This window comes from Sinomonas terricola, assembly GCF_034931225.1.
GTDB lineage: Bacteria > Actinomycetota > Actinomycetes > Actinomycetales > Micrococcaceae > Sinomonas > Sinomonas terricola.
The window spans coordinates 96,319-121,691 of the sequence record NZ_JAYGGQ010000004.1; the positions used below are offsets into that span (position 1 = coordinate 96,319).

At 70.4% G+C, this 25,373-nt stretch carries 30 protein-coding genes; 6 read left to right on the plus strand and 24 right to left on the minus strand.

All coding sequences use genetic code 11. The features are described from left to right. Nucleotides 1-53: 53 nt before the first annotated feature. Nucleotides 54-803 carry a carbon-nitrogen hydrolase family protein gene (locus SPF06_RS07470; protein ID WP_323278397.1) on the minus strand — a complete coding sequence of 250 codons (750 nt, stop codon included), beginning with the start codon at nucleotides 801-803 and terminating at the stop codon, nucleotides 54-56. 29 nt (nucleotides 804-832) lie between these two features. Then, complete coding sequence (locus tag SPF06_RS07475) at nucleotides 833-1,120, minus strand: hypothetical protein (protein WP_323278398.1); 288 nt, start codon at nucleotides 1,118-1,120, stop codon at nucleotides 833-835. A 90-nt stretch (nucleotides 1,121-1,210) separates the two neighbouring features. Between SPF06_RS07475 and SPF06_RS07480 the strand changes: the two genes are divergently transcribed. Beyond that, complete coding sequence (locus SPF06_RS07480) at nucleotides 1,211-2,497, plus strand: heparan-alpha-glucosaminide N-acetyltransferase domain-containing protein (RefSeq protein WP_323278399.1); 1,287 nt, start codon at nucleotides 1,211-1,213, stop codon at nucleotides 2,495-2,497. On the opposite strand, the gene SPF06_RS07485 is transcribed toward SPF06_RS07480, so the two are convergent. The 10 genes from SPF06_RS07485 to SPF06_RS07530 all read right to left on the minus strand — a co-directional run bounded on the left by SPF06_RS07485 (nucleotide 2,466) and on the right by SPF06_RS07530 (nucleotide 11,127). Beyond that, nucleotides 2,466-3,881: an HNH endonuclease signature motif containing protein gene (locus SPF06_RS07485; protein WP_323278400.1), complete on the minus strand. Its 1,416-nt coding sequence runs from the start codon at nucleotides 3,879-3,881 to the stop codon at nucleotides 2,466-2,468. The two genes, SPF06_RS07480 and SPF06_RS07485, sit on opposite strands and share 32 nt — an antisense overlap. 90 nt (nucleotides 3,882-3,971) lie before the next feature. Next, nucleotides 3,972-4,571, minus strand: a complete 600-nt coding sequence (locus SPF06_RS07490) for a hypothetical protein (RefSeq protein WP_323278401.1) — start codon at nucleotides 4,569-4,571, stop codon at nucleotides 3,972-3,974. Nucleotides 4,572-4,868: 297 nt separating this feature from the next. Next, nucleotides 4,869-5,498, minus strand: coding sequence for a DUF6318 family protein (locus SPF06_RS07495; RefSeq protein WP_323278402.1), 630 nt, complete (start codon nucleotides 5,496-5,498; stop codon nucleotides 4,869-4,871). Between the two features lie 108 nt (nucleotides 5,499-5,606). Next, a complete protein-coding gene (locus SPF06_RS07500; RefSeq protein ID WP_323278403.1) occupies nucleotides 5,607-6,068 on the minus strand; it encodes a tetratricopeptide repeat protein in 462 nt (153 codons plus the stop codon). A gap of 4 nt (nucleotides 6,069-6,072) precedes the next feature. Beyond that, nucleotides 6,073-6,831: a 4-hydroxy-tetrahydrodipicolinate reductase gene (gene dapB, locus SPF06_RS07505; RefSeq protein ID WP_323278404.1), complete on the minus strand. Its 759-nt coding sequence runs from the start codon at nucleotides 6,829-6,831 to the stop codon at nucleotides 6,073-6,075. Between the two features lie 10 nt (nucleotides 6,832-6,841). Then, nucleotides 6,842-7,294: a molybdenum cofactor biosynthesis protein MoaE gene (locus SPF06_RS07510; RefSeq protein WP_323278405.1), complete on the minus strand. Its 453-nt coding sequence runs from the start codon at nucleotides 7,292-7,294 to the stop codon at nucleotides 6,842-6,844. After that, nucleotides 7,284-7,760: a MogA/MoaB family molybdenum cofactor biosynthesis protein gene (locus SPF06_RS07515; protein WP_323278406.1), complete on the minus strand. Its 477-nt coding sequence runs from the start codon at nucleotides 7,758-7,760 to the stop codon at nucleotides 7,284-7,286. The genes SPF06_RS07510 and SPF06_RS07515 overlap by 11 nt, the downstream gene beginning before the upstream one ends. Further along, nucleotides 7,757-8,287, minus strand: a complete 531-nt coding sequence (moaC, locus tag SPF06_RS07520; RefSeq protein WP_323278407.1) for a cyclic pyranopterin monophosphate synthase MoaC — start codon at nucleotides 8,285-8,287, stop codon at nucleotides 7,757-7,759. The genes SPF06_RS07515 and moaC overlap by 4 nt, the downstream gene beginning before the upstream one ends. Beyond that, nucleotides 8,275-9,528, minus strand: a complete 1,254-nt coding sequence (locus SPF06_RS07525; RefSeq protein WP_323278408.1) for a molybdopterin molybdotransferase MoeA — start codon at nucleotides 9,526-9,528, stop codon at nucleotides 8,275-8,277. Before SPF06_RS07525 ends, moaC begins: the two co-directional genes overlap by 13 nt. Nucleotides 9,529-9,531: 3 nt before the next feature. Next, entirely contained in the window at nucleotides 9,532-11,127 is a 1,596-nt protein-coding gene (locus SPF06_RS07530) for a molybdopterin-dependent oxidoreductase (RefSeq protein ID WP_323278409.1), read from the minus strand. A gap of 36 nt (nucleotides 11,128-11,163) precedes the next feature. Between SPF06_RS07530 and moaA the strand changes: the two genes are divergently transcribed. From moaA to SPF06_RS07555, 5 genes are all read left to right on the plus strand, one after another. Beyond that, nucleotides 11,164-12,234 (plus strand): GTP 3',8-cyclase MoaA, encoded by a 1,071-nt coding sequence (gene moaA / locus SPF06_RS07535; protein WP_323278410.1) that lies wholly within the window; start codon nucleotides 11,164-11,166, stop codon nucleotides 12,232-12,234. 7 nt (nucleotides 12,235-12,241) lie between these two features. Further along, a complete protein-coding gene (locus tag SPF06_RS07540; RefSeq protein ID WP_323278411.1) occupies nucleotides 12,242-12,511 on the plus strand; it encodes a MoaD/ThiS family protein in 270 nt (89 codons plus the stop codon). A 99-nt stretch (nucleotides 12,512-12,610) separates the two neighbouring features. Continuing rightward, nucleotides 12,611-13,726 carry a LolA family protein gene (locus tag SPF06_RS07545; protein WP_323278412.1) on the plus strand — a complete coding sequence of 372 codons (1,116 nt, stop codon included), beginning with the start codon at nucleotides 12,611-12,613 and terminating at the stop codon, nucleotides 13,724-13,726. A gap of 12 nt (nucleotides 13,727-13,738) precedes the next feature. Then, nucleotides 13,739-14,689 carry an ABC transporter ATP-binding protein gene (locus tag SPF06_RS07550; RefSeq protein ID WP_323278413.1) on the plus strand — a complete coding sequence of 317 codons (951 nt, stop codon included), beginning with the start codon at nucleotides 13,739-13,741 and terminating at the stop codon, nucleotides 14,687-14,689. A gap of 13 nt (nucleotides 14,690-14,702) precedes the next feature. Beyond that, entirely contained in the window at nucleotides 14,703-15,545 is an 843-nt protein-coding gene (locus SPF06_RS07555; RefSeq protein WP_323278414.1) for an ABC transporter permease, read from the plus strand. On the opposite strand, the gene SPF06_RS07560 is transcribed toward SPF06_RS07555, so the two are convergent. The 12 genes from SPF06_RS07560 to rbfA all read right to left on the minus strand — a co-directional run bounded on the left by SPF06_RS07560 (nucleotide 15,542) and on the right by rbfA (nucleotide 25,290). Beyond that, nucleotides 15,542-16,906 (minus strand): M16 family metallopeptidase, encoded by a 1,365-nt coding sequence (locus tag SPF06_RS07560; RefSeq protein ID WP_323278415.1) that lies wholly within the window; start codon nucleotides 16,904-16,906, stop codon nucleotides 15,542-15,544. The two genes, SPF06_RS07555 and SPF06_RS07560, sit on opposite strands and share 4 nt — an antisense overlap. 3 nt (nucleotides 16,907-16,909) lie before the next feature. Further along, nucleotides 16,910-19,159, minus strand: a complete 2,250-nt coding sequence (locus tag SPF06_RS07565) for a polyribonucleotide nucleotidyltransferase (RefSeq protein ID WP_323278416.1) — start codon at nucleotides 19,157-19,159, stop codon at nucleotides 16,910-16,912. A gap of 208 nt (nucleotides 19,160-19,367) precedes the next feature. Next, nucleotides 19,368-19,637: a 30S ribosomal protein S15 gene (rpsO, locus tag SPF06_RS07570; protein WP_138418962.1), complete on the minus strand. Its 270-nt coding sequence runs from the start codon at nucleotides 19,635-19,637 to the stop codon at nucleotides 19,368-19,370. Nucleotides 19,638-19,778: 141 nt separating this feature from the next. Next, nucleotides 19,779-19,952 (minus strand): hypothetical protein, encoded by a 174-nt coding sequence (locus SPF06_RS07575; RefSeq protein WP_323278555.1) that lies wholly within the window; start codon nucleotides 19,950-19,952, stop codon nucleotides 19,779-19,781. After that, nucleotides 19,949-20,842, minus strand: a complete 894-nt coding sequence (gene kynA, locus SPF06_RS07580; RefSeq protein ID WP_323278417.1) for a tryptophan 2,3-dioxygenase — start codon at nucleotides 20,840-20,842, stop codon at nucleotides 19,949-19,951. Before kynA ends, SPF06_RS07575 begins: the two co-directional genes overlap by 4 nt. 9 nt (nucleotides 20,843-20,851) lie before the next feature. Then, nucleotides 20,852-21,436, minus strand: coding sequence for a hypothetical protein (locus SPF06_RS07585; protein ID WP_323278418.1), 585 nt, complete (start codon nucleotides 21,434-21,436; stop codon nucleotides 20,852-20,854). 9 nt (nucleotides 21,437-21,445) lie between these two features. Beyond that, nucleotides 21,446-22,480, minus strand: a complete 1,035-nt coding sequence (locus SPF06_RS07590) for a bifunctional riboflavin kinase/FAD synthetase (RefSeq protein ID WP_323278419.1) — start codon at nucleotides 22,478-22,480, stop codon at nucleotides 21,446-21,448. 50 nt (nucleotides 22,481-22,530) lie between these two features. Continuing rightward, nucleotides 22,531-22,995 carry a hypothetical protein gene (locus SPF06_RS07595; RefSeq protein ID WP_323278420.1) on the minus strand — a complete coding sequence of 155 codons (465 nt, stop codon included), beginning with the start codon at nucleotides 22,993-22,995 and terminating at the stop codon, nucleotides 22,531-22,533. Further along, nucleotides 22,982-23,350 carry a hypothetical protein gene (locus SPF06_RS07600; protein ID WP_323278421.1) on the minus strand — a complete coding sequence of 123 codons (369 nt, stop codon included), beginning with the start codon at nucleotides 23,348-23,350 and terminating at the stop codon, nucleotides 22,982-22,984. Before SPF06_RS07600 ends, SPF06_RS07595 begins: the two co-directional genes overlap by 14 nt. Next, nucleotides 23,347-24,264: a tRNA pseudouridine(55) synthase TruB gene (gene truB / locus SPF06_RS07605; RefSeq protein WP_323278422.1), complete on the minus strand. Its 918-nt coding sequence runs from the start codon at nucleotides 24,262-24,264 to the stop codon at nucleotides 23,347-23,349. The genes SPF06_RS07600 and truB overlap by 4 nt, the downstream gene beginning before the upstream one ends. 37 nt (nucleotides 24,265-24,301) lie before the next feature. Beyond that, nucleotides 24,302-24,775: a nucleoside deaminase gene (locus tag SPF06_RS07610; protein ID WP_323278423.1), complete on the minus strand. Its 474-nt coding sequence runs from the start codon at nucleotides 24,773-24,775 to the stop codon at nucleotides 24,302-24,304. Nucleotides 24,776-24,810: 35 nt separating this feature from the next. Further along, nucleotides 24,811-25,290, minus strand: coding sequence for a 30S ribosome-binding factor RbfA (rbfA, locus tag SPF06_RS07615; protein WP_323278424.1), 480 nt, complete (start codon nucleotides 25,288-25,290; stop codon nucleotides 24,811-24,813). Nucleotides 25,291-25,373: the final 83 nt, after the last annotated feature.

Below are 25,373 nucleotides of genomic sequence, written 5' to 3' on the forward strand. Positions count from 1 at the left end.
CGTTACCTTGTCGGCGCAGGTCATGGAGAACGCGGGGACCCGTGCAAGACCCCTCAGCGTCGGTAGCGTTCGAGCGCCGAGCGGAACAAGAGGGCCGAGACGACCTCGGGACCCGTGCCCTGCGCGTGCGCCATGAGATGGCCGTCGGGCCCCCAGACTCCGCTCTGGCCGCACGATGGCCCCAGCGACGACTCCCCCGCGGCGTTCGCGAGGAGCGCGAAGAAGCGGCTGTCCATGGCACGCGCCCCGAAATGCAGATCGAGCCGGCGTTCCTCGCCGACGACATAGACGGCCGACGCCGCATAGAGGTCCGCGCCCGACGACGCCGCCTGGGCCGCGTGGTCCGGCTGGGCCACGTCGAAGCACACGGCGAGCGCCACGTTCCAGCCGTCGATGTCGGCGTGGGTGGGGCCGGCTCCGGGCTCGAAATAGTGCTTTTCGTCACCATGGACATGTGTCTTGGATGCGATGAGCGGCACGGTTCCCGGGCGCATGAGCACCGAAGCAAGTCGCGGAGTCCCATCGGGTTCGCGCAGAGCTGCACCGACGACGGCGATGATCCCCATGTCCTCGCACGCCGCCTGGATTTCGGCGAGCTCGGCAGACGGGTTGGTCAGCCAGCAGGCTTCGTCGTCGAGACGCGCGAGGTCGTAGCCGATGAGGGAAAGCTCAGGGAAGACCGCGAGACGGGCGCCGTGCCCGTCCGCATCCTCAAGGGCGCGGACGTGGCCGTCGAGATTGGCGGCGATGCCGCCTTGCTTCGACTCGTACTGCACGGCTGCGACGGTGAGCTCAGCAGTCATGCCGCAATCCTAGGGCATCGCGGAGAACCTCACTGGCCGTCCGCGAGCCGGGCAAGCCGCGAGACCGCGGAGACACGGAGGGCTTCGGCCCACTGGGCAAGATGCGCGGCAGCGAGGGAGAACTGGACCAGCTCAGCCGGCCTGAGGACCGAGAGGTCAACCTCGCCGAGGCGGCGGGCGAGCTCGCCCGCCGGAACTGATCGGATTGACGAGCGCTCAGGGCTCCACGCCTCGGGATCCGGGCCCGCCGACCCGTGGGACAGGTGCGGGTCGGCGGACCAGACCATTGGCGGCCCCGAGTGCTGTGGAGCGTCCATGCCCCGAGCATAATCGAACATATATTCGACTCGCAAGGTCTCCCTTCTCCCGCGGCGTGAGGGCATGGCACGGCGTGAGAGCATGGCTCCATGGCCGCGCTGACTTCCCGACGCCGGCGCTCCCCCCGGCAGACGATTGCGGGGTCCCATCAGCGCCTGGCGGGAGTGGACCTCGCCCGCGGGGCCGCGCTTCTGGCCATGATGTCCACGCATCTCCTGCCGACCCTCGCCGCAGACCCGACCCTGGGCGGACAGATCACCCCCACCTGGGTCGGACTCGTGCTCTCCGGGCGTGCGGCGGCGCTCTTCGCGGTGCTGGCCGGCGTTTCGCTCTCGCTGGGCCGCGTTCCTGCAGCGGCCAACCGTCCCGGCTTGGCCCTTCGCGCGGGGGCCATCGCCGTCGTCGGCCTCTCCCTTGGTGCCCTCCAGGTGAACATCGCCGTCATCCTCGTCCAGTACGCCGTGCTGTTCTGGTGCGTCATTCCCGCGCTGGGGCTCGGGCAAAAGGCGCTTGGGCTTCTCACGGCCGCGTGGCTGCTCATCGCACCGCTCGCGACCTTCGAGGTGCGGCCGTGGCTGCTCGACGCGCCCGAGCCCCTCCGCCTCGGACACAGCCCGGCCTGGACCGATCTGATGGAGCCGCCAAAGCTCCTCGCGGACGTCTTCGTGACCGGGGCATATCCGGTCCTCGAATGGTTCGGGTACATCCTCGCGGGCCTCTGGATCGGCAGACTCCCCCTGCGGCGGGCTGGAACGGCCGTGGCCCTCCTCGTGGGCGGCGCCGCGACGGCCCTTCTGGCCAAGGGAGCCGAGTGGGCGCTCATGACCCAGCTGGGAGGCCACGCGGCCCTTCTTGCGACGCCTCAGGCGAAGCAATGGCCGCTCGATGCGATGCTCACAGCGAACCTCACGGGAGTCGACCAGACCGGTTCCGTGTGGTGGCTGGCCACCGCGGCGCCGCACTCCGGGACGACCCTCGATCTTCTCCACACGTGCGGAACGTCTGCCGCGGCTCTCGGCGCATTCCTGCTCGTCGCCCGAATTCGCCCGCTCGAGAAGACGCGGATCCTTCTCCCGCTCGCAGGCACCGGTGCGATGACGCTCACGCTCTACACCGCGCACGTCTGCGCCGTCGCGTGGTCGGAGGCCGGGAATCCCCCGCAGCTCTCACGCGAGGGACTGCTCGCCGTCCACATCGTGGCCGCGCTCGCCGTCGGCCTACTCTTCCGCGCGAACGGCTGGCGCGGCCCACTCGAATGGGCCACGCACGGCGCATACCGGCTCGGTCTCATAGGTCAGAGATCCCGGCCGCCCGGGCGTGGGGGCGGGATTGGTCGGGGCGGCGTCAAAAGGGCGGAGGCCGGTCATCCTCGGTGAGTCGCTGAACACTTTTCGGTGTGGCCGCCAGGGATTGGGCGGGTGTGGAGTGCTGCGTGGGTTCAGTGCGGTGAGCGCGGCCTAGCGGGGAGCGCCAATGGAGGCTGCCGTGATCCGAGTTCGTGTACGTCCAGGCGCCGATGGATTTGAGGGCATGGTGCCTGGGGCATAGGAGGGCGAGGTTGTGCGGGTCGGTCGTTCCGCCGTCCTGCCATTCTGTGGTGTGGTCGGGCTCGCAGCGGTGGGCGGGGCGCGTGCACGAGGGGAAGCGGCAGGTGCCGTCGCGGTGGGCGAGGTAGCGGCGCAGTGCTTTGGGCGGTCTGTAGGCGGTGCGGCCGACGCCGAGGGCGTGTCCGGTGGCGGCATCGATGTAGAGCCGCTGCCAGTTCTCGGCCAAGGCCGCGAGCTGACGGGCGGTCGAGGTGTCGATCGGTCCGTAGCCGGCCAGCTCTGCGGCGAACCGCCCGGGGCTCTGGCCAGTGGCGGACGCTGCGTGGTCGGTGCCGCCGAGCAGTGTGTGAACGGGGATCGTCACGACGATCTCGGGCCGGAACGCGGTGGTTGAGCGGGTTCCGTCGTCGAGGAGCTGTGCGGCGAGGGAGTCGGCGCGGAGTTGGTCGAGGGTCTCGGTCGCGCCGTGGACGCGGGCGGCGCGGGCGGCGGTGTCGAGGCCGTTGTAGATGGCCAGGCCAGCCTCGGCGGGCAGGCGGGCTTCGAGGGTGCACATGCCGTCGGCGTCTGGGGCGAACCACACCCCGCGTCCGCTGAGGGCAGCCTTCTTGCGTACCACGATGGACTCGGGGTGAACCCGCTCGCGCATGCGGCGCAGAAGGATGCGCAACTCCCCGGGGGTGCGGCGGCGCCCTCCCCGGGTCACAGCGCGCACGAGTGCGGCCCGGGCGAAGTGCGGGGCGTCCTCGGCCGGGACAGTTCGAGCGGCGTCGAGGATCACGCGGACATGAGCCTCGGAGAATTCCCCGGCTTCGAGCGCGGCCAGCACCGAGCGCTGGGACGTGCACAGGTCCTCGGCGTCGTTCAGCTGCCGCGCTGCGGCGTGCTCGGAGACCGCGGTCGCCGTAGCGACCTCGACCACGGCCAGAGCGCGGGCCTCATTTCCGCCGAGGCGCGAAGGCTGGCGGGCCCGACGGAAAAGGGGCTCGTCCGCCATCGCCTCGGCGAACCGGGCCATCGCCCTCATCCTGATCGCGCTTCCCCATGCCATCAGCCGATCGAGCGCGCCCAGCAGTTCGAGCGCTTCTGATGCGCCGAGGCATTCAGGGGACGGGATGCGGAGCAGGCCGTCCACGACGGAGCCCTGGCCGCCGTCGAACGCGACCACCGGAACCGGCGCACCGGCGGCGTCGTCGGATGCGGTGCCTGCCATTGTCCATCACCCCCCTGATGATGGATCCAGCCTATCGACGGGCACCGACAGAATAAGGGCCGCCCACCCGACCGGCACAGCGGGGGGCGCTCAGCAGCCTTCGCGGTGGGGGTTCTGGAGGCAGTTCTCGGCGTAGAGCTTGACCTCGGAGCGCCACACGCTCAGCACCCGGGGTTGACTCGGGACGGCGGCGGTGCCTGCGATCGCCTGCCAGGGCCCGCCCTCGACCGAGAACTCGCCAGAGAACACGGTCGTGAGGCTCACCGTCAAGTCCCCCGTCTGGGCGAACGCGTGGGACGTGACGGTCTTCTCGCCCCACCGCGCCTCCGCGATCGGCCCGCCCGGGGCCGCGGACACCAGGGCCGTGCCGTCGCCGTAGTCGAAGCGATGCTCCACCGGGCGCACCCGCACCCTGACCTTGCGCCCCAGCACCGCCGTGTCGAAGGACTGCACCCCCTCGGCCGAATCCCCCGCCGGGACCGCGTACACGTTCGTCTCCGCGCCCTTGAGCGTGTGCCGCCCCGGCTGCGACCCCACCGCCGACGCCGCAATCGGCAACGCCCGCAACTCCCGCTCCGTCACAGCGACGACAGTCCCACCGCCGGGACGCTCAGGGGCCTCCCCCGGATACAGGCAGGCCCCTTTGAGGCGCTCCGGCTCCGAACCCGGCAGCTGCCGGTACCAGCTCACCAGCATCCCACCCGGCTTCTCCCGGCACGCGGCCGCAGCGGCCTCACACGACCGCGAGTCTCCAAAGCCCTCCGGACTCCGACAAACACACATGGCCGTACGAATAGGTGTAGGGATCAACGCCGCGCTCTGGCGACGGTGGGAAGTCAACCTTAACGCGCCCGACCTGGGACCCATTGGCGACGACAGCCTTGTCGTTGAAGGAGGTATCGACATCTGCGGCCCGTACAGGGAGTGCGTTTCCAACGAGAATCAGCAGACAGGAGATCATGAGCCCAAGCTTGCGCAGCCCGGGCTTCATGCTTGGCCTAACTGCGATGCGAGCCAGCGACCATCCTCGTAGATGGCGTAAATCTCCTTGAGGCGATTGTCATTGCCGCCCTTCCTCGACTTGAGAATGCTTCCCTGCGCGTCGAACCTCGAAGACGCAGACTCTTCGAGAAGAAACTGCCCCAGAGCTTGCTTCAAGGGATCTCGCGACATATCACTCAGGAATCCAGTCACACGCCATCGGGGTCCCTCATACCAGCCCCCGCCCGTGGCAGAGTCCAAAGCGTCTGAAAAATATGCGTTGCAAACTTTGCAATCCGACCTCGAGACGTTCTTGATGACATTGGGGTCATTGTTCTCGAGACCATACGTCACCGTGTCGAACCAGTACTGCGTGAACGCCTCGAAGCCCTCCTTGGTGTTCTGCTTCGCGGCCTCGGGCAGGACGGGCCTGGGCACGTTGCGGGCGGGGCCCCTCGAACTTGCGGGGGTCGGGCGCGAATCGGGCGAAGCGGCTGCCTCGCCGCTGGGGCCTCCGGACGACGGTTCCGAGGAGGGCTCCGCGGCGCCCGTCGGCCCACTGCATCCCGCGAGCGTGAACACGAGGACGAGAAGCCCGACAGGCAGCAAAGACAACAGAACACGGCGCAGCGCCATTGATTCCCCCCAAAAAACAACCACCGGTGCGAATATGCGACAGTGCCCAAGATCGGTGCGGATCGTTGGGTCTTCCGGCAGTCTAGCAACCCGGGTGGATGCCTCGAGTCAGACGCTGGTTCGGTGCAGGGCTATCGCGCGCCGCATCGCGGCGCGGGCGCGCTTGCGATCCCCGGAGGCGTCGTAGGCGAGGCCGAGGCGATACCACGAGCGCCAGTCGCTCGGCGCAGCTTCGACACCGGCTTGGAAGGCGGGAAACTCGGCGTCGGCGGCCGCACGGACAATGCGCCCACCGGGCGTCCTGGGAAGGTTGTCCTCGGGGAGACCTCCCTCGGCGTCGAGCTCGCGGCCCAGCCGCTCAAGGCCCGCTCCGAACATGATCTCCCGTGCGAGCGCCCACGCTCCGATGATCGGCAGCACGAGGTACCCAGCGCCAATCGCCTTGGCGATGGGCTGCGGGTCGGCAAGCAGGAGAATCGCCCGATTGAAGGTCAGCACGAGGTAGAACACGAGCAGGAGGGCGACTCCCCCGACCCACAGCTTGGTGCGATGCGCCTTGAGCCATTCCATCCGGTCACAGCCCCAAATCGAGATAGCCGTCGAGGCCGACAGTCAGCCCGGGATGCGCGGCAACGGATCGCAGGCCGAGGAGGACCCCCGGCATGAAGGAGGCACGGTCGAAGGAGTCGTGGCGGATCGTGAGCTGCTCTCCCGGGCCGCCGAGGAGGACCTCCTGATGGGCGACGAGTCCGCGGAGCCGCACTGAGTGGACGCGCACGCCGTCGACGTCGGCGCCCCGTGCGCCGTCGAGCGCTGTCTGGGTCGCATCGGGCGACGGCGCGACGCCGGCCCCAGCGCGCGACGCCGCGACGAGCTGTGCGGTGCGCACAGCCGTGCCGGACGGGGCGTCGACCTTGTCCGGGTGGTGGAGCTCGATGATCTCGACGGACTCGAAATAGCGCGCGGCCTTCGCCGCGAAGGCGCTTGCGAGCACCGACCCGAGCGCAAAGTTCGGCGCAATGAGCACACCGACGCCGGGATTCCCAGCGAGCAGGCTCCGGAGCGATTCGAGGCGCTCGGCCGTCCAGCCTGTCGTGCCGACGACGGCGTGGAGGCCGTGTTCGACGGCGAAGCGGACGTTCGCCTCGGTCGAATCCGGGACGGTGAGGTCCACAACGTAGCGGGCTCCGGCGTCGACGATCGATTCGAGCGAATCGCTCCGGCCCAGTGCTGCGACGAGCTCCATGTCCGGCGCCGCCGTGACGGCCTTCACAGCCTCGGAACCCATGCGTCCGTTCGCGCCCAGCACTGCCACGGGAAGTCGTTCTGCCATGGGGTCAAGCCTATCCGAGCGCCGCGACCCACTCCTTCCCGCCGTCGTCGAAGAACTGCTCCTTCCAGATCGGCACTTCGGCCTTGACCCGGTCGACGAGGTCGGAGCACAGGCGGAAGGCCTCGCCGCGATGGGCCGACGAGACGGCACACGCGAACGCGACATCCCCGACGCCCAGATCCCCGATGCGGTGGGCGATCCACACCCGCATCGCGCGCTCCGACGGCCCGAAGCGCTCAAGGTGTTCCGCGACGACGGCGTCGACGACGCCGCGCAGTGTCGCCTCGGCGGTGGGATGGGCCGTGTAGGAGAGGCGGAGGACGCCTCGTCCCCCGTCGTGGTCCCGCACGATCCCGGAGAAGGCGACGACGGCGCCCGCGTCGGGCGCGTCGACCGCGTGGCGGGCGACAGCCTCGTCGAGCGGGTCGGAGGAGATGGACGCGTGGATGATCTCAGTGGCCATGGTTGCCCTCCAGCTGGTCGCACAGGTGAGCGATGATCGGGTCGAGCACCGAGAGCCCGTCCATGACGCCGGACGGCGAGCCTGGGAGGTTCACGAGGAACGTCTTGCCCGCGGTTCCGGCGTGCCCGCGGCTCAGTGCGGCAAGGGGCGTCTTGGCCGCGCCCGCGCTCCGGATCGCCTCCATGATCCCGGGGATCTCGCGGTCGAGGAGCGGAAGGGTCTCTTCGGGGGTCGCGTCGTCTGGGCTGAGGCCCGTGCCGCCGCTCGTCACGACGACGGACGGCTCCAGGGCCAGGAGCGCCCGAATGGCTGCCCCGACCGAGGGGCCGTCCGGCACGACGGCGGCGGGGATGACGTCGAACCCGTGCTCGGCGAGCCAGTCGGCGATGACGGGCGCGGAGAGGTCCTCGTACACGCCGGTCGCGGCCCGCGTCGACGCGATGACGATGCCGGCACGGCGCGTCACTCGCCAGCCCCTGTCCCGGCGCCGAGCGCCCAGTCGCCGCTCTTGCCGCCGCTCTTCGCGAGCACCCTCACATCCGAGATGACGGCCTGCCGGTCAACCGCCTTGACCATGTCGTACACGCCGAGCGCCGCGATGCTCGCCGCTGTGAGCGCCTCCATCTCGACGCCGGTCACGCCGCGGGTCTTGACGGTCGCAATGACCCGCACGGCGTCCATCTCGAGCTCGAAGTCCACCGTGACCTTGGAAATGGGGAGCGGATGGCACAGCGGGATGAGATCGGACGTCCGCTTGGCGGCGAGGATGCCCGCGACGCGGGCGACGGCGAGGGCGTCGCCCTTGGGCAGCCCCCCCTCGGCGAGGAGCGAGAGCACCTCGCGGGTTGTGCGCAGAACCGCCTGGGCCGTGGCCTCGCGGGTCGTCTCGGGCTTGACGCTCACGTCGACCATGTGCGCGCTCCCGTCGGATCGCACGTGGGTGAGGCGAGCGGCAGCTTGGGGGTCGTTCACAGGATCGTTCACAGCAGCCATACTTCCACGTTGGCCCCGGGGGGCAGGTCGGTCACGTCCTCGGGGACCAGAACGAGGGCGTCCGACGCGGCGAGGGCGCCGAGGAGATGCGACCCAGGGCCGCCGACGAGGGCGACGGCACCGCCGTCGACCCGCGCGCGCCGCACCTGGAGCTTCCCGGCGGGCGAATCGAGCGGCTCGGCGAGCGGAAGGACGATCCGGCGCCGCGGCGCCGGCGCGCCGAGCAGCTCCGCCAGGACAGGACGCAGAAGGACCTCCCACGAGACCCAGCAGCTCACGGGGTTGCCGGGGAACCCGAGGAACGGCACCCCGTGGACCGTGCCGAGGCCTTGGGGCCCGCCGGGCTGCATCGCGAGGTGCACGAACTCGACGGGATCGTCCGCGAGCGCGAGCTTCGTCGCCTCGAAGGCACCCTTCGAGACCCCGCCGGTCGTCACGACCAGCTCGGCCCACGTCGCGGCGTCGTCGAGCGCTTCGCGGAGGGCGGCCGGCTCGTCGCTGCGCACCGCCGTCGCCCGCGCGTCGAGCCCCGCCTCGCGCAAGGCCGCGGTGAGGAGCGTGCCGTTCGCATCGTGGATCTGACCGAGGCCCAGCACGGCGCCGGGCTCGGCGAGTTCGGCGCCCGTGCTCACGACGGCGACGCGCAGCGGCCGCCATACACTCACCTCCGTGAGGCCGAGCCCAGCCGCGAGGCCGAGCTGGGCCGGGCCGAGACGTGTTCCCGCCGCGAGGACGACGGCGCCCTCCGCGACATCGCTTCCGACGAGCCGCACGAACGTGCCTGGCTTGATCTCAGGAAGGAGGACTGGATCTGCCGAGCCGAGTGGCGACGGCCCGGGAAACCGCGGCGGCACGGCGTGCTCGACGGGCACGACGGCGTCGGCCCCCTCGGGCATCATGGCTCCCGTCATGATCGGCGCGGCCTGCCCGGCGGAAAGGGGCCCGGGCACGGCGCCGGCGGGGATCGACGCCGCAAGCGAGAAAGCACGGAGCCCTCCTGCGCCGTCGCGCGCCCCCTCGCCGCCGGTGGCGACGTCCGGATCGCGGAAATCGGCGGTGCGCACCGCGAAGCCGTCCATCTGGGAGTTGTCGAACGGCGGAAGGCTCACGGGGGCTACGACGTCACGGGCCAGGGCAAGGCCCAGCGCGTCGACGAGCGCACGCACTTCGGGTTCGCGGGCGGCGAGCGGCGCCAGCAGTCCGCGGATCGCAGCGCGGTGCGCGGAAACGCTTCTCCCCATGTATCAGGCTCCTGCCTCGATCGTGATGCTGTGGTATCCGGTGGCTCCATCCGGCGGCGGCGGCGCGACCTGCTCCGCCTGCAGCGCGCCGGTGCCGTCCATCGCCCGCACGGTCGCGACGTGGCGTCCCGGCGAAAGCTGAACCGTCGCCGACCATTGGTACCACGTGTCCCGCGAGATCCCGGTTCCGAGCCGTGCGGGCAGCCAGTCGCCGTTGTCGACCTTGACCTCGACGCGCGAGATCCCCCGGTGCTGGGCCCATGCGACCCCGCCCAGCGTGACGGTCCCCGCCGTGACGCGCGCACCGTCCCGCGGGGCATCGATACGGGAGGCAGTCTTGATCGGCCCGTGATCGGACCAGCCGCGCGTGCTCCAATACGCCTTGTCCGCAGCGAACGTCGTGACCTTGAGCTCGGTGATCCATTTGGTGGCCGAGACGAAGCCGTACAGTCCCGGCACGATCATGCGCACGGGGAAGCCGTGCTCGGCAGGGAGGGGCTCGCCGTTCATCCCGATCGCGAGCATCGCATCCACGCTCGGGTCCATGAGGATTTCGAGCGGGGTCCCGGCCGTGAAGCCGTCGACGCTGCGGGAAAGCACCATGTCCGCCCCGGCCCGCGGCCGCGCCCGGGCAAGGAGCTCGCGGACCGGCCAGCCGAGCCACCGGGCGTTCCCGATGAGGTTGCCCCCGACCGTGTTGGACACGCACGCGATCGTCACATGGCGCTCTATGAGCGGCTGCGACACGAGCTCCTGCCAGGTGATCGACACGGGCTCGTCGACGAGGCCCGTGACGTCCAGCTTCCAGCCGCCCGGGTCGACGGACGGCACGACGAGCGCCGTGTCGATGCGGTAGAAGTCGCGGTTGGGGGTGACGAGGGGCGTGATCCCGTCGACGCCGACAGCGGCGTCCGGGGGGATCGGAGGCGCCGAGGACGCGGGCGAGGGCAGGCGAAGCGCCTCGCGGGCCGCGCTGGCCGCGAGCGACGTCCCGCGCACCACCGCCGTGACGACCGCTCCGAGGGCGACGACGGCGGCGCTCCCCGCGAGTGCGCGGACGAACCTCCGGCGGGACAGGCCCCATCCCGCCGCGCCGTCGGCCGGGGGCGGTTCGAGCGCGTCAGTGCGGAGGCGCCGCACGAGCCAGTGGATCATGGCGGCCGCGACGATGCCTGCGGCGATCGCGCACGCGACCGCGAGCGCGCTCACGAGCGACCGGGTCGCGACGGCCACAACCCCCACGACGCCGATCAGGGCCGCGAGGGCCGCACCGAAGCCGGGCCGACGCAGCTCGAGAAGGCCTGCGGCGGCCCCCAAGGCGACGAGGACGACGGCGATGGCCGTCACGAGGAACGCCTTGTCCCCCGTGCCGAAGGTCTGGATGGCCCACTCTTTGGCCGCTGGCGGCGCGAAGTCCACGACTGCGCCGGCGACCGCCGAGACGGGGCTCAGCGACGGGCTCGCGACGCCTGCGAGGAGCTCTCCCGTGAGGACGCCGGCGACGGCGGAGAGCACCCCCGCCGCGGATGCCCACCAGTTGAGGTGGCGCAGAGGATGGCTTTGCGCGAGCTCGGCCTGTCGGGGCCCAATTGCTCCCATGGGTCCAGAATAGGTCCGCTGGCGTACCGTAGATCTATGACTGTCCAGCTCGGCATCCCGCAGGTTCTGGGGAACCGACCCCGATTCGAAGGGCTGAGGGACCGCTACGGCCGGGTCGCGACCGATCTGCGGCTCTCGCTCACCGACAAGTGCAACCTGCGCTGCTCGTACTGCATGCCCGCCGAAGGCCTCCCGTGGCTCGTCAAAGACGCCGTGCTCACGGCCGCGGAGATCGTGCGCCTCGTCGGAATCGGCGTCGACAGCCTGGGCGTACGGGAGCTGCGCCTCACGGGCGGCGAACCGCTCGTGCGCGCTGATGTCGTCGAGATCGTCGCAGCGCTGCGCGCGGCGCACCCTGAGCTGCCGATCGCGCTCACGACCAACGCAGTCGGCCTCGACCGGAAGGCCGCGCCGCTCAAGGCGGCCGGGCTCACGCGCATCAACATCTCGCTCGACACCCTGCACCCCGAGACGTTCGCCCAGCTCACGCGCCGGCCGTTCTTCGACCGGGTGCTCGCCGGGATCGAGGCCGCCGACGCCGCAGGCCTCGGGCCGATCAAGATCAACTCCGTGCTCATGCGGGGAATCAACGACGACGGCGCCGCGGATCTCCTCGCGTGGTGCCTCGAGCGGGGCTACGAGCTGCGCTTCATCGAGCAGATGCCGCTCGACGCCGACCACGGCTGGACTCGCGAGGGCATGGTCACGGCGGCGGAGGTGCGCGAGCTCCTCGGCGAACGCTTCCGGCTCTCCCCCGACCCGAGGGCGCGCGACGGCGCCCCCGCCGAGCGCTTCGAGGTGCGGCGCCAGGACACCGACGAGATCCTGGGCACCGTCGGCATCATCGCCTCCGTCACCGAACCGTTCTGCGCGGACTGCAAGCGGACCCGCCTCACGGCCGAGGGCAAGGTCATGAGCTGCCTCTTCTCCCACGAGGAAGTGGATCTGCGCGAGCTGCTGCGCTCGGGCGCGAGCGACGCCGAGATCGCCTCGCGCTGGCAGGACGCGATGTGGCTCAAGCCGCGCGCCCACGGCATGGACCACACGGGCCTCGGCGCCGCGGACTTCGTCCAGCCCGACCGCACGATGAGCGCGATCGGGGGCTGACGCGTTCGTGGTCATCACCGTGCGGTACTACGCCGCGGCCCGGGCCGCCGCAGGCGTCGAGTCGGAACACCTCGAACTGCCCGACGGCGCGACCCTCGCGCTCGCGCTCAAGGCCGCGAGCGCCGTCGTCCGCGTCCCGGAGCCCGGGGCACCCGAGCTCGGCGACGTGCTCCGCCGCTGCTCGTTCCTCGTCAACGAGATCGCGGCGAAGGATTCCGAGCGGACGCTCGAGGACGGGGACACCGTGGATGTCCTCCCGCCGTTCGCAGGCGGGTAGCACCCTCATCTCCGGGCGAGAGCAGGCTACTACCACGGGATGACGACACCGCGCCGGGCCAGGCGTAGCGTGGAGGCAGAATCCCCTCTGGAGGTCGTCATGAAGCGAATCTGGACGAGATGGCTCCCCGCGGCTGCCGTGCCGGCCGTCGTCGCGATCGCCGCGCTCGCTGGCGGCGCCGTCGCCGTGAGCCCGCCTCCGCCCGCGACGGCAGAGCAGGTGCTCGCCCTGGTGGCCTCGCACACGACCCGCCAGTTCTCGGGAACGCTCGAGGAGCGCGCGGACCTCGGCCTCCCGTCGATCCCGTCCCAGGCCCTCGGGCCAGCCACCGCGAGCTCGTCCCTCGGCTCCGCGGCCAGCCTCCTCGAACTCCTCACGACCGCCCACACGGCCCGCGTCTACGCGGACGGGCCGACCAAGTTCCGCCTCCAAGTCATCGACCAGCTCGCCGAGCGTGACGCGATCCGCAACGGAAACGACTTCTGGACGTTCGACTCGAAGTCCAACGCGGTGACCCACACGACGCTTCCCGCGGGCGAGAAGACCCCCGACGGCGCCGCTCCGACCGCCCCGAACGGTTCCGCCCTCACCCCGGACGCGCTCGCCCAGCGCTTCCTCGCGGCGGCCGACCCGAGCACTTCGGTGACGCTCGGGAACCCCAAGTCCGTGGCCGGCCATAGCGCGTACGTGCTCGTTCTCACGCCGAAGAGCTCGGGCACGCTGGTCGGCTCGGTTCAGATCGCGGTCGAGGCCAGCACAGGCATGCCGCTTGCGGTCGACGTCTACGCGAAGGGTCAGGCCGATCCGGCGTTCCACGCGGCGTTCACGCAGCTGGACCTTGCCGCACCGGACCCGTCGGTCTTCGCGTTCGCTCCCCCGCCCGGCGCGACCGTCACCCAGAAGCCTCTCCCGACGCCGCCCGCGGGCGAGCCCGGCGCGTCCTCGTCGCCCAAGCCCACCGCCGCGCCGACTCCCAAGCCGACCACCGGGCCGGCTGCGATGTCCGGCAAGGGCTGGGACGCCGTCGTCGTCATTCCCGCCGCGAAGGTGCCAGCAGGCTTCATCGACCAGCCGATCGTGAAGCAGCTCGCGGCGCCCGTGCCAGCCGGCCGCCTGCTTTCCTCGTCGCTCGTGAACATCCTCATCACGAATGACGGGCGGGTCCTCGTCGGCGCCGTCCCGGCCTCGACGCTCATCGCCGCAGCGGCCCACTGACGTGGCGGCCCCGTGACCGCCATCAGGACGTCCGGCCTCACAAAACGCTTCGGCCGCCACACCGCCGTCGACCAGCTCGACCTCGAAGTGCCGCGCGGCGCCGTCTTCGGCTTCCTCGGTCCCAACGGCTCGGGGAAGACGACGACGATCCGCATGCTCCTCGGGCTCGTCAGCCCGAGCGCGGGGCGCGTCGAAGTCCTCGGCGAGGAGATCCCGGCCAAGGTCATGGCTGTGCTTCCGAGAGTCGGGGCGCTCGTCGAGGGGCCTGCCTTCTACCCCTTTCTGAGCGGCGCATCTAACCTGCGCCGCCTCGACACCGCGGACCTGCGGGCGTCCGCCACGACGCGCGACGCCCGCGTGTCAGCGGCCCTCGACCGCGTGGGCCTAGGCCACGCCGCCCACAAGCGCGTCCACGCCTACTCGCTCGGCATGAAGCAGCGGCTCGGCCTCGCTGCGGCGCTGCTCGCGCCGCGTGAACTCCTCGTGCTCGACGAGCCCACGAACGGCCTCGACCCGCAGGGCACCCGCGAGGTCCGCAGCCTCATCCGCTCCCTCGCCGACGACGGAACGACCGTCTTCGTCTCAAGCCACCTCCTCGCAGAGGTCGAGCAGATCTGCACCCACGCGGCCGTGCTGAGGGCGGGGAAACTCGTCGCACAGGGACCGCTCGACGAGCTCCGCGACGCCGCGCGGCCGCGGATCGAGGTCCGCACCCCGGATGCCGCCGAGGCGGCGAGCGTGCTCGAGCGGCTCGGACTCGCGCCTGAACGCTCGGCGCCCGGGACGGTCGTCGCTGCCGCCCCCCTCTCCTCGTCGTCCGACGACGGCGTGCCCGCCCCCGAGGACGTCGTCGCCGCGCTCGTCGCGGCGGGCGTGCGGGTACGCGGCTTCTCGGCCGCGACGGCGAGCCTCGAGGAGCGGTTCGTCGAGCTCACCGGGGAGGGATTCGATGTCGCAGAGTGAGACTCCGCAGGGCGTGACCTTGACGCTCGCGAGGCCGCCACTGGGCGCGAGGCTTTTCGCGTCCGAGCTCTCCGTGCTGTTCCGCCGGTGGCGCACGTGGGCGATGCTCGCGGCCCTCGCGGCCGTCCCCGTGCTCATCGGGCTCGCCGTGAAGTTCTCGCCCAAGGGGCCGCCGAGCGGCCGCGGGCCCGCCTTCCTCGACCAGGTCACCCACAACGGGCTCTTCGTCGGCGTCGTCGCCCTCATTGTGAGCACCCCCCTGTTCCTCCCGCTCACCGTAGGCGTCGTCGCGGGTGACACGATCGCGGGCGAGGCCGGCCTCGGAACCCTGCGCTACCTGCTCGCCGCGCCCACGGGCCGCGTCCGGCTGCTCGTCGTGAAGTATCTCGGGTCTGTCGTGTTCTGCGCCGCGGCCGCATTGTCCGTCGTCATCGGGGGCACCGTCACGGGCGCGATCCTGTTCCCGCTCGGTCAGGCGACACTCCTCTCGGGGGACACGGTCAGCCCCGCCGAGGCCTTCGCCCGGCTCTTGCTCATGGCCGGGTACGTCACGGTCTCGCTCCTCGGCCTCTCGGCCATCGGGCTCTTCGCATCGACCATGACGAGCGTCCCGGTGGGGGCCATGGCCGCGACGGTCGTGCTCGCCGTCGTCTCCCAGGTGCTCGACGCCCTCGACCAGCTCGACTGGCTCCACCCATGGCTCTTCACCGACAAGTGGCTCGCCCTCGCGGATCTTCTGAGGCAGCCCATCGCGTGGACCTCGTTCGGGGAGAACGCGGTCCTGCAGCTCGGCTACGTCGCGCTCTTCGGCGCGCTCGCGTACGGCCGGTTCACCACTAAGGATGTCCTGAGCTAGAGCTCCATCGCGAACGTCTCGGTCTCCTCGAACGGCCCCACGACGGTGACCGTGCGCGGCGCTGCGGCGAGCTGTGCCGCAAGCTCGCGGATCTGTTCGGCGGTCACGGCGCGGATCTGCGAGAGGGTCTCGTCGACGTCCTGGAACTCGCCCGAGACGAGCTCGGCACGGCCTAGGCGGGACATGCGCGAACCTGTGTCCTCGAGCGCGAGGACGATTCCGCCCGAGAGCTGGCCCACGGCCTTGCGGAGTTCCTCGTCGGTCACACCATGCTCGGCGAGCTTCGCGAGCTCGGAGTCCATGAGTGCAAGGACCTGGGGGACCTTCGCAGGCGCGCAGCCGCCGTACATGCCGAAATAGCCCGCATCGGCGTACGCAGACGCGAACGAGTAGGTCGAATAGACCAGGCCCCGCTTCTCGCGGATCTCCTGGAACAGACGCGAGGACATGCCGCCGCCCAGCACGGCGTTGAGGACGCTCATGACGTAGCGGCGCGGGTCCGTCGCCGTGAGCGCCGGGCAGCCGACAATGACGTTGGCCTGCTCGACCTGCCGCTTCACGACCGTCAATCCGGGGCGACCCGCGATCGCGGCCGCCGCCGTCGAACGCCGCGGAACGGGCGCCGCGCCGTCGTCGAGCTGCCAGCCCGCCGCGGCGAGCGCGTCGAGCACAAGCCGGCACACGACGTCGTGCTCAAGCCCGCCCGCCGCGGTGACGACGAGCTCCGAGGGCCGGTAGTAGCGCCGGTAGTGCTCCCACACGGAGTCGCGGGCGACGGCGCGGATCGCCTCGGGCGTGCCGCCGATGGGCCGCCCCAGGGGATGCTCGCCGAGAACCGCCGCGACGAAGTGCTCGTGGGCGACGTCGGTCGGATCGTCGCCGTCCATCGCAATCTCCTCGAGGATGACGTCGCGCTCCTGCTCGAGCTCGTCCGGATCGAGGACCGCGGACGTGACCATATCCGCGATGACGTCGATCGCCATGGGCAGATCGGTGTCGAGCACGCGTGCGTAGTAGCACGTGCTCTCCTTGGCCGTGGCCGCGTTGGACTCGCCGCCGACCTCGTCGAACGCCGAGGCGATCTCGAGGGCCGTGCGCCGCCGGGTGCCCTTGAAGAGCAGGTGCTCGAGGAAGTGGGTCGAGCCGTGCTGGCCGGAGGCCTCGTCACGCGACCCGACCCCGACCCAGAAGCCGATCGACGCCGACCTCTGGCCCGGCATCGCCTCCGTGAGGACGCGGACGCCCCCGGGCAGGATGGAGCGGCGCACGAGGGCGCCCCCATCCTGCCCGAAGATCGTGGTCGACGACGGTTCGCCGTCCACGAGCTGGCCGGAGGTCAGCGGCAAGGCAACGCTTGCCATGGGCTACGCGTCGGCGGCCTCGACCGCCGCCTCCGCCGGAGCCGCAGCGGACTCTGCGCCCTCTTCGATCACCGGGGCGAGCGAGAGCTTGCCGCGGTCGTCGATCTTCGTGATCTCGACCTGGACCTTCTGGCCCACCGAGACGACGTCCTCGACGTTGTCCACGCGCTTGCCGCCCGCGAGCTTGCGCAGCTCGGAGATGTGCAGGAGGCCGTCCTTGCCCGGCGTGAGCGAGACGAACGCGCCGAACGTCGTCGTCTTCACAACCGTGCCGAGGTAGCGCTCGCCGACCTCGGGCAGCTGCGGGTTCGCGATCGCGTTGATCGCGGCGCGCGCGGCCTCGGCCGAGGAGCCGTCGGTCGCACCGATGAGCACGGTGCCGTCGTCCTCGATCGAGATGTCCGCGCCCGTGTCCTCCTGGATCTGGTTGATCATCTTGCCCTTGGGGCCGATGACCTCGCCGATCTTGTCCACGGGGATCTTGATCGCGATGATGCGCGGCGCGAACTCGGAAAGCTCGTCCGGGCCCTCGATCGCGGCGTTGATGACCGAGAGGATGTGCAGGCGCGCCTCGCGGGCCTGCTTGAGCGCGGCGGCGAGGACCGAGGCCGGGATGCCGTCGAGCTTCGTGTCGAGCTGGATGGCCGTGACGAACTCACTCGTGCCGGCGACCTTGAAGTCCATGTCGCCGAACGCGTCCTCGGCACCGAGGATGTCGGTGAGGGCCGCGTAGCGGGTCTGGCCGTCGACCTCGTCGGAGACGAGGCCCATTGCGATGCCCGCGACGGGCGCCTTGAGCGGAACGCCCGCGTTGAGCAGCGAGAGGGTCGAGGCACACACAGAGCCCATGGACGTCGAGCCGTTGGAGCCGAGGGCCTCGGACACCTGGCGGATCGCGTACGGGAACTCCTCGCGGGACGGGAGCACGGGCACGAGCGCGCGCTCGGCGAGGGCGCCGTGGCCGATTTCGCGGCGCTTCGGCGAGCCAACGCGGCCCGTCTCACCCGTCGAGTACGGCGGGAAGTTGTAGTTGTGCATGTACCGCTTGTGCGTCTCGGGCGAGAGCGAGTCGATCTGCTGCTCCATCTTGAGCATGTTGAGCGTCGTCACGCCGAGGATCTGCGTCTCGCCGCGCTCGAAGATCGCCGAGCCGTGGACGCGCGGGAGCACCTCGACCTCGGCGGTGAGCTGGCGGATGTCCGTGAGGCCACGGCCGTCGATGCGGACCTGATCGCGGAGGATGCGCTGGCGCACGACCTTCTTCGTGACCGAGCGGAACGCCGCGGAGAGTTCCTTCTCGCGGCCCTCGAACTGGCCCGCGAGCCCGCCGAGAACCTCGTCCTTGAGCGCGTCCGAGGCGGCCTCGCGCTCCTGCTTGTCCGCGATGCTGAAGACCTGGGCGAGGCGCTCCGCGGCAGCGGCCTCGACGGCGTCGTAGGCGTCCTGCTCGTAGTCGAGGAACACCGGGAACTCGCTCGTCGGCTTTGCGGCGCGGTCGGCGAGATCCTGCTGGGCCTCGCACAGCGCGCGGATGAACGGCTTCGCGGCCTCGAGGCCCTCGGCCACGATCTCCTCGGTGGGGGCGGTCGCGCCCTCGTTCTTGATGAGGTTCCACGAGTTGTCGGTGGCCTCGGCCTCGACCATCATGATGGCGACATCGTCGCCCGCGATACGGCCGGCCACGACCATGTCGAACGTCGCGTTCTCAAGCTGCGAGTGCTTCGGGAACGCGACCCACTGCGAGCCTTCGGCGTCGTGGACGAGCGCAACGCGCACGCCGCCGATCGGGCCCGAGAACGGGAGACCCGCGAGCTGCGTGGACATCGACGCGGCGTTGATCGCGACGACGTCGTAGAGCTCGTCCGGGTTGATCGAGAGGACGGTCACGACGACCTGGACCTCGTTGCGGAGGCCCTTGACGAACGCGGGGCGCAGCGGACGGTCCATGAGGCGGCACGCGAGGATCGCGTCCGTGGACGGGCGGCCTTCGCGGCGGAAGAACGAGCCGGGGATGCGGCCCGCGGCGTACATGCGCTCCTCGACATCGACCGTGAGCGGGAAGAAGTCGAAGCCCTCGCGCGGGGCCTTGCCGGCCGTCGTCGCGGAGAGCAGCGCGGTCTCGTCGTCGATGTACGCCATCGCGGCGCCGGCGGCCTGCTTGGCCAGGCGGCCCGTCTCGAAGCGCACGACGCGCTGGCCGAAGCGGCCGTTGTCGATGACGGCCTCGGCAAACTGGATCTCGGGACCCTCCATGGGAGAGCCACCTCCATTTCGTTGTCTGGCGGAGGCGGCGGGAACCCGGTCTTCGATCGAGGCCCTTGGCGCGGTGCGAAGCCGCCCGCAAAGGCCACTACCGAGGACCGCTGATTGCCGGCGGCTCCGAAGGGGCTGGATAACTAGTCGGACACGGATGTGCTGAGCGGCCCGCCGCTTCCTTCAGAAGAGGCGGGCCGCTTCAAGACTACCGGCGCAGGCCGAGACGCTCGATGAGCGAACGGTAGCGTTCGATGTCGGTGTCGTGCAGGTAGGCGAGCATCCGCTTGCGACGACCGACGAGCGCGAGGAGGCCGCGCTGCGTGTGGAAGTCGTGCTTGTGCTGCTTCATGTGCTCAGTCAAGTCCTTGATGCGCTTCGTGAGAACGGCGATCTGGACCTCGGGGGACCCGGTGTCGCCTTCCTTCGTCGCATATTCCTTGATGATCGCCTGCTTGACGGCGGGATCCAAAGCCATTGAGCTCGGTACCTCTCGTGTCGTGCCGTGCGGCCCGCAGGACGCTGCGTCCTCGGGGAACACCGGCTCCTTCGCCTGTGGAGCGGAGACCGGCGCGGCCCAGGCCGCCACGGACTGCAGCGAGGGCCACCGAAGATTCTATCAAACTGCGCGCGTCAGGTCCGCGCGCTCTAATTCCTCGCGGACCGCCGCGATCCCGCGCAGTGTCTGGCCAGCAGCCGAGCCGAGGCAGGCGGCCTCGATCCGGTCGCCCAGGGCCATCGGCTCGTCGAGCCAGGCCTCGTCCCAGCCGTGGATGAGCCTGCCGCCGCTCATGGTGCCACCGCGGCGTCAGTGCGCCCAATTTCCGTGCGCCCAATTTCCGTGCGCACGGCGAAGAGCTCGGGGAAGAACGTGAGCTCGAGGGCCTTGCGGAGGAAGCCGACGCCGCTCGATCCGCCCGTGCCCGTCTTCATGCCGATCGTGCGCTGGACCGTCCTAAGGTGCCGGAAGCGCCAGAGCTGGAAGTTGTCTTCGAGGTCCACGAGCTCCTCGCACGTCTCATAAGCGGACCAGTGCTGCTCGGCGTGGTCGTAGATGTCCTTGAAGAGCGGCACGAGCGCGTCGCAGAACGAATGCGCCACGCGCACATCCCGCTCGAGCACCGCGGCCGGAACCGCGTAGCCCTGCCGCTTGAGATACCGCAGGAACTCGTCGTACAGGCTCGGAGCGTCGAGGAGATCCGCGAGCTGCGCGCGCATCTCGGGCTCGGAGTCGAAGATCGGCAGCATGTCCGCGTTCTTGTTGCCGAGGATGAACTCGACGGAGCGGTACTGACCCGACTGGAAGCCGGACGCGTGGCCGAGGAAGCCGCGGAACTGGGCGTATTCGTGCGGCGTGAGGGTCGCGAGGACGCTCCACTGCTCGGTGAGCGTCTTCTGGATGTGCTTGACGCGCGCGATGGCCTTGAGCGCCGCGCCGAGGTTGTCCTCGCGCAGCCACGCGCACGCACTCCGAAGCTCGTGGAGCACGAGCTTGAGCCACAGCTCGGTGGTCTGGTGCTGGATGATGAACAGGAGCTCGTCGTGATGCTCGGGCACGCTCACCGGGTGCTGGGCGCTCAGGAGGCGGTCGAGCTGGAGGTAGCCGCTGTAGGTCATGCGGCCCGCGAGGTCGCGGACGATGCCGTCCTCGAGCGCGCGAGTGTTCTCTGTGAGATCGGTCACCGACTCAGGCTAACGGGATCGGCGGTCCCGTGGCCGCCCGGAGACCCCGATGGGCTGCAGCGGCGGCTCGCGCAGCTCGGCCCACCCGAGGAGCACGAACGCGAGCCCCCACACCCCCACCGCGAATTCGCCCGCGGCGCTGCCCGCCGCGTACACGGGGAGGATCACGAAAGGCAGGACGCCGACGCCGAGCGGGACGAAGCGCTCCCACCCGTGCCACGTGCGGCTCCTGAGCGCCGCGATCCCCGCGAGGACGAATCCGATCGGAATCGCCACGGTCGCGGACGCGAAGAAGAGCGCAAGGTCGGCGAACGGCTCGAAGATGTTCCCGATCGCGAGGAGCGCGAGCCCCACGATCGCGAGCGCGAGGCCCGTCCGCGCGAGGACGCCTCCCCCGAAAGCGTGATCGGACCACAGCCCGACGCAGCCGAACGCGATGAGAAGCTGCGCGACGCCGATCGCCGGTCCGACGGCCGCGAAGTAGGCCGTCCGGTTGGATGCGAAGAGCTCCCCCGCCTGCAGGAGGAACATGACGGCCCCGCCGACGATCATCGCGACGGCGGCCCAGCGGAACCAGGCTCGTGACTCGCTCATGGCGGGATTCTAGGCCCCGGGCTTGGCCCCCACCAGAATCCGACGAGCCTGATCCACGTCGACTTTCATCTGTTCGATGAGCGCCTCCGGCCCCCGGTACGCGACCATGCCGCGGAGCCGCTCGACGAACTCGACGACGACGTTCTGGCCGTAGAGGTCGAAATCGTCGGGGGCCTCGTCGGGCCGGTCGAGGACGTGTGCCTCGACCTGGCGGGCAACGCCCGCGAAGGTCGGATTCGAGCCCACGGAGATGGCCGCCGGCCAGCGCGTTCCGGCGGCGTCGACGAGCCAGCCCGCATAGATGCCGTCGGCGGGGATGTGGCCGATCGAATCGTGCGCGAGGTTGGCCGTCGGGAAGCCGAGCGCGCGCCCGCGCGACGCCCCATGCACCACTTCGCCGTGCATCGCGTGGGGGCGTCCGAGGATTTCGGCGGCCGTGTGGACATCTCCGCGGTCGAGGGCCTCACGGACCCAGGTCGACGAGCAGCGCCGCTGCGCGCCGTCGTCCTCATCCTCGGCGGCCTCGGGAGCGCTTGCTGTGTGCTCCGCGTGTTGGGCAGAATCTGCCTCGGTGAACTCCTCGACGACCACGACGTCGAAGCCGTACTTGCGGCCGAGCTCTTCCATCGTGCCGAGGTCGCCGGAGTTGCCGCGGCCGAAGCGGACGTCATGGCCGACGACGACAGCGCTCGCCCGGAGCCCGTCGACGAACACGTTCTTGACGAATTCCTCGGCGCTCTGCTGGGCGAACTCAAGCGTGTAGTGGAGCACGAGCACGGCGTCGAGGCCGTAGGCGAGCAGCACGGAGATGCGGTCCTCGATGCCCATGATGAGATCGGGGGCGGTGTCCGGGCGGTGCACTTGGGCCGGATGGGGGTCGAACGTCACGGCGACGGTCTTGCTCCCCGACTCGCGGGCCGTGCGCGAGAGCTGCGCGAGAACCTGCTGGTGGCCGCGGTGCACCCCGTCGAAGTTGCCGACCGTCACGGCCGCCGGGCCGAAATCCCCGGGGACCTCGTCAAGCCCCCGCCATATGTGCACCATCGTCCTCGCCCTGTCGCCGAATCTCTCGCGTCCCCTACAGTACCGGGCCCTTACCGGCCGGCCGCGTGCTCGACCTTGCGGGGCCGGTTCGTGTAGAGCCACGCGAGCCCGATGAACGGCAGGACCAGCGGCACAAAGCCGTACCCCCGGCCGTAGACGCTCCACACGGTGTCCTGCGCGAAATCCTGCGGGGCGAGGATGCTGAGCGTCCCGACGACGAGCACGCCCACGAGTTCGACGAGGACTGCGCCGAGCGTGACGTACCAGCTGGGCACGCCGCGCCTCGCCATGGCGACCGTCGCCACGATGTAGACGACGGCGGCGACTGCGCTCAGGATGTAGGCGAAGGGAGCCTCGCTGAACTTGGTGAGGATCTGGTAGCCGGCGCGGGCGGACGCGGAGACCGCGAAGATCCCGTAGACGGCCACGATGATGCGGCCGATCCCTCGGCCCCGCGAGCTCGGCGAGTACTCGATGTCAGGCGCGGTGTTGTCGGCCACCTCAGAACGCTCCATTCCAGATCTGCTCCATGCGAAAAAGCATCACGAACACGGTAACCGGAACTGCCGCAAGCACCACGTTGCTCCAGCGGGTCTTGTCCAGCACGGCCCACCAGAATCCGGCGATCGGCAGGACGAAGGCCGTCGCCACGTAGCCCCAGAACTCCCACGGCTCGCCGCGCACGGGCTGGCCGCCGCCCTGGCGGATCGCTGCGCCGACGGCGAAGACCACGAGGAAGAGCTCGACGGCGGCCACGGAGATGATGGCGGCGTCGCCCGGGTACCGCTTCGTCACGGTCGCCACGAGGCAGATGAGGAGGGACACAGCGCACACGACGACGCCGATCCAGAAGAACGCGTCGGTGATCACTCGCCTGTGACTTCCTGTCGGTTCCCGCTCTGGTCATCCCCGCTCGCGGCGAACACGAGCTCGGGCTTGGCGGCCGGCCCCACGTCCTTGAGGAGTGCCACGAGGTTGCCGCTCGGGGAGAAGGCAGCAGTCACCGCGTCGCGCCCGCTGGCGGCGATGCGGCGCCCGAACGAGAGTTCGACGGCCTCGGCCTCCGTAAGCTCGCGCGAGGGCAAGAGGGCGCGCGCCGCGTCGGCCAGCGGCAGGATCGAGAAGTCGTCGGCGAGTTGGTCGAGAGTGCGAGCATCGGCGATGTCGTAGGGGCCCACCTGCGTGCGGCGAAGGGCGGTGAGGTGGCCGCCTACCCCGAGGTCGGCCCCGAGGTCACGCGCGAGCGCCCGGATGTAGGTGCCTGACGAACAGCGGACCGTCACGTCGACGTCCTGGACTCGTCCGCCGCGCTCACGCCGGATCTCATGGACCTCGAATGAGTAGACCGTCACGGGCCTCGACTCGAGCTCGACGCTCTCCCCCGCACGCACGCGCGCGTAGGATCGCTGCCCGCCCACCTTGATCGCGCTCACGCTGCTCGGGACCTGCAGGATCTCGCCCGTGAGTCGCTCGGCCGCCGCCCGGATCTGGTCCTCAGTGACTGCGGCCGCGATCATCTCGGCGAGCACCTCGCCCTCGGCGTCGTCCGTCACGGTGCTCTGGCCAAGCCGGATGGTGGCCGTGTAGGTCTTCGAGGTTCCCACGATGTACGAGAGCAGCCGGGTCGCGCGGTTGATGCCGACGACGAGCACACCGGTGGCCATGGGGTCGAGCGTTCCCGCATGGCCCACCTTGCGGGTTCCGGCCAAGCGGCGGACGCGGCCGACGACGTCGTGGCTCGTCCATCCCTGCGGTTTGTCGACGATCACGAGTCCAGAAAGCACGCCTCCCAGTATATGGAGCGAACCGGTACCCGCCGCGCTAGTACTCGATGCGGGCCTCGAACGCGGCCCAGGCGTCGAAGGGCGCCATCTTCTCGGCGAACTCCGATCGGGCAACCGGCATGAGGCTGCGGTCGCCACGGTCGAAATACTCGTAGAAAGCCGCGTCGTCGAAGCCAGCGGCCGCCGCGTCGTGGCGGTCGGCAGCGAAGTACACAGCCGAGACCCGGGCCCACAGCGCCGCGGAAAGACACAGCGGGCACGGTTCGCAGCTCGTATAGAGGACGGCCCCGTGGAGGTCGAAGTCGCCGGTCCCGGCGGCGGCGCGCCGGATGGCGACGACTTCGGCGTGCGCGGTCGGATCGTTGTCCCGCGTGACGCGGTTCGTTCCCTCGAACATCGTCCCGTCCGGCATGACGACGACGGCGCCGAACGGGCCGCCGCCCTCGGCGACGTTCGCCGTGGCCAGTTCGACGGCACGCTCAAGATGGCGGCGCACGGAATCCTCGTCCATGCGGCCCATCGTAGCCCTCCGGGTTCGGGGCTCGGCTACTCGGTCTCGACGTCGACGCCGTCGAACTCGGACTCGTATTCCGAGTCGTCGTCGTGGGGCTCCGACTTCTTGTAGGGATCGGCGTCGCCTGCGTGCCGGGCACCTGCCGCGAGGCGGGCCACCTCCTCGTCGCGGGCGCGTGCCTGCCGCAGGAGGTCTTCGACGTGGGAAGCGTTCACGGGAACCTCGTCGGCAACGAACTCGAGAGTCGGCGTGAGCCGGATCGTGAGGTTGCGGCCCACCTCGCGGCGCAGGACGCCCTTCTTGGCGTCGAGGACCTCGCGGGCGCCTTCCTGGGCCGCGGAATCGCCGAGCACGGTGTAGTACACGGTGGCGTGCTGCAGGTCGTTCGTCACGCGGGCGTCGGTGATCGTGATCGCCTCGGCGCGCTCGTCCTTGACGGCCCTGCGCAGTGCCTCGGCCACGACGACCTTGATCCGCTGCGCCAAGCGCGCAGCGCGTGCCGGATCGGCCATGGGGAAACTCCTTCTAACGGACTGGGCCTTGTAAGCCCGATGGGGAAGGGGCCCCGCGCACGCGGGGCCCCTTCGTGGCGCTC

Bases quoted from the DNA above. Each gene is read 5' to 3' on its own strand.
- SPF06_RS07470 (WP_323278397.1), bottom strand. From the start codon at position 803: ATGACTGCTGAGCTCACCGTCGCAGCCGTGCAGTACGAGTCGAAGCAA.
- SPF06_RS07475 (WP_323278398.1), bottom strand. From the start codon at position 1,120: ATGGACGCTCCACAGCACTCGGGGCCGCCAATGGTCTGGTCCGCCGAC.
- SPF06_RS07480 (WP_323278399.1), top strand. From the start codon at position 1,211: ATGGCCGCGCTGACTTCCCGACGCCGGCGCTCCCCCCGGCAGACGATT.
- SPF06_RS07485 (WP_323278400.1), bottom strand. From the start codon at position 3,881: ATGGCAGGCACCGCATCCGACGACGCCGCCGGTGCGCCGGTTCCGGTG.
- SPF06_RS07495 (WP_323278402.1), bottom strand. From the start codon at position 5,498: ATGGCGCTGCGCCGTGTTCTGTTGTCTTTGCTGCCTGTCGGGCTTCTC.
- SPF06_RS07500 (WP_323278403.1), bottom strand. From the start codon at position 6,068: ATGGAATGGCTCAAGGCGCATCGCACCAAGCTGTGGGTCGGGGGAGTC.
- dapB (WP_323278404.1), bottom strand. From the start codon at position 6,831: ATGGCAGAACGACTTCCCGTGGCAGTGCTGGGCGCGAACGGACGCATG.
- SPF06_RS07510 (WP_323278405.1), bottom strand. From the start codon at position 7,294: ATGGCCACTGAGATCATCCACGCGTCCATCTCCTCCGACCCGCTCGAC.
- moaC (WP_323278407.1), bottom strand. From the start codon at position 8,287: ATGGCTGCTGTGAACGATCCTGTGAACGACCCCCAAGCTGCCGCTCGC.
- SPF06_RS07525 (WP_323278408.1), bottom strand. From the start codon at position 9,528: ATGGGGAGAAGCGTTTCCGCGCACCGCGCTGCGATCCGCGGACTGCTG.
- SPF06_RS07530 (WP_323278409.1), bottom strand. From the start codon at position 11,127: ATGGGAGCAATTGGGCCCCGACAGGCCGAGCTCGCGCAAAGCCATCCT.
- moaA (WP_323278410.1), top strand. From the start codon at position 11,164: ATGACTGTCCAGCTCGGCATCCCGCAGGTTCTGGGGAACCGACCCCGA.
- SPF06_RS07545 (WP_323278412.1), top strand. From the start codon at position 12,611: ATGAAGCGAATCTGGACGAGATGGCTCCCCGCGGCTGCCGTGCCGGCC.
- SPF06_RS07560 (WP_323278415.1), bottom strand. From the start codon at position 16,906: ATGGCAAGCGTTGCCTTGCCGCTGACCTCCGGCCAGCTCGTGGACGGC.
- SPF06_RS07565 (WP_323278416.1), bottom strand. From the start codon at position 19,159: ATGGAGGGTCCCGAGATCCAGTTTGCCGAGGCCGTCATCGACAACGGC.
- rpsO (WP_138418962.1), bottom strand. From the start codon at position 19,637: ATGGCTTTGGATCCCGCCGTCAAGCAGGCGATCATCAAGGAATATGCG.
- SPF06_RS07575 (WP_323278555.1), bottom strand. From the start codon at position 19,952: ATGAGCGGCGGCAGGCTCATCCACGGCTGGGACGAGGCCTGGCTCGAC.
- SPF06_RS07585 (WP_323278418.1), bottom strand. From the start codon at position 21,436: ATGAGCGAGTCACGAGCCTGGTTCCGCTGGGCCGCCGTCGCGATGATC.
- SPF06_RS07590 (WP_323278419.1), bottom strand. From the start codon at position 22,480: ATGGTGCACATATGGCGGGGGCTTGACGAGGTCCCCGGGGATTTCGGC.
- SPF06_RS07595 (WP_323278420.1), bottom strand. From the start codon at position 22,995: ATGGAGCGTTCTGAGGTGGCCGACAACACCGCGCCTGACATCGAGTAC.
- SPF06_RS07610 (WP_323278423.1), bottom strand. From the start codon at position 24,775: ATGGACGAGGATTCCGTGCGCCGCCATCTTGAGCGTGCCGTCGAACTG.
- rbfA (WP_323278424.1), bottom strand. From the start codon at position 25,290: ATGGCCGATCCGGCACGCGCTGCGCGCTTGGCGCAGCGGATCAAGGTC.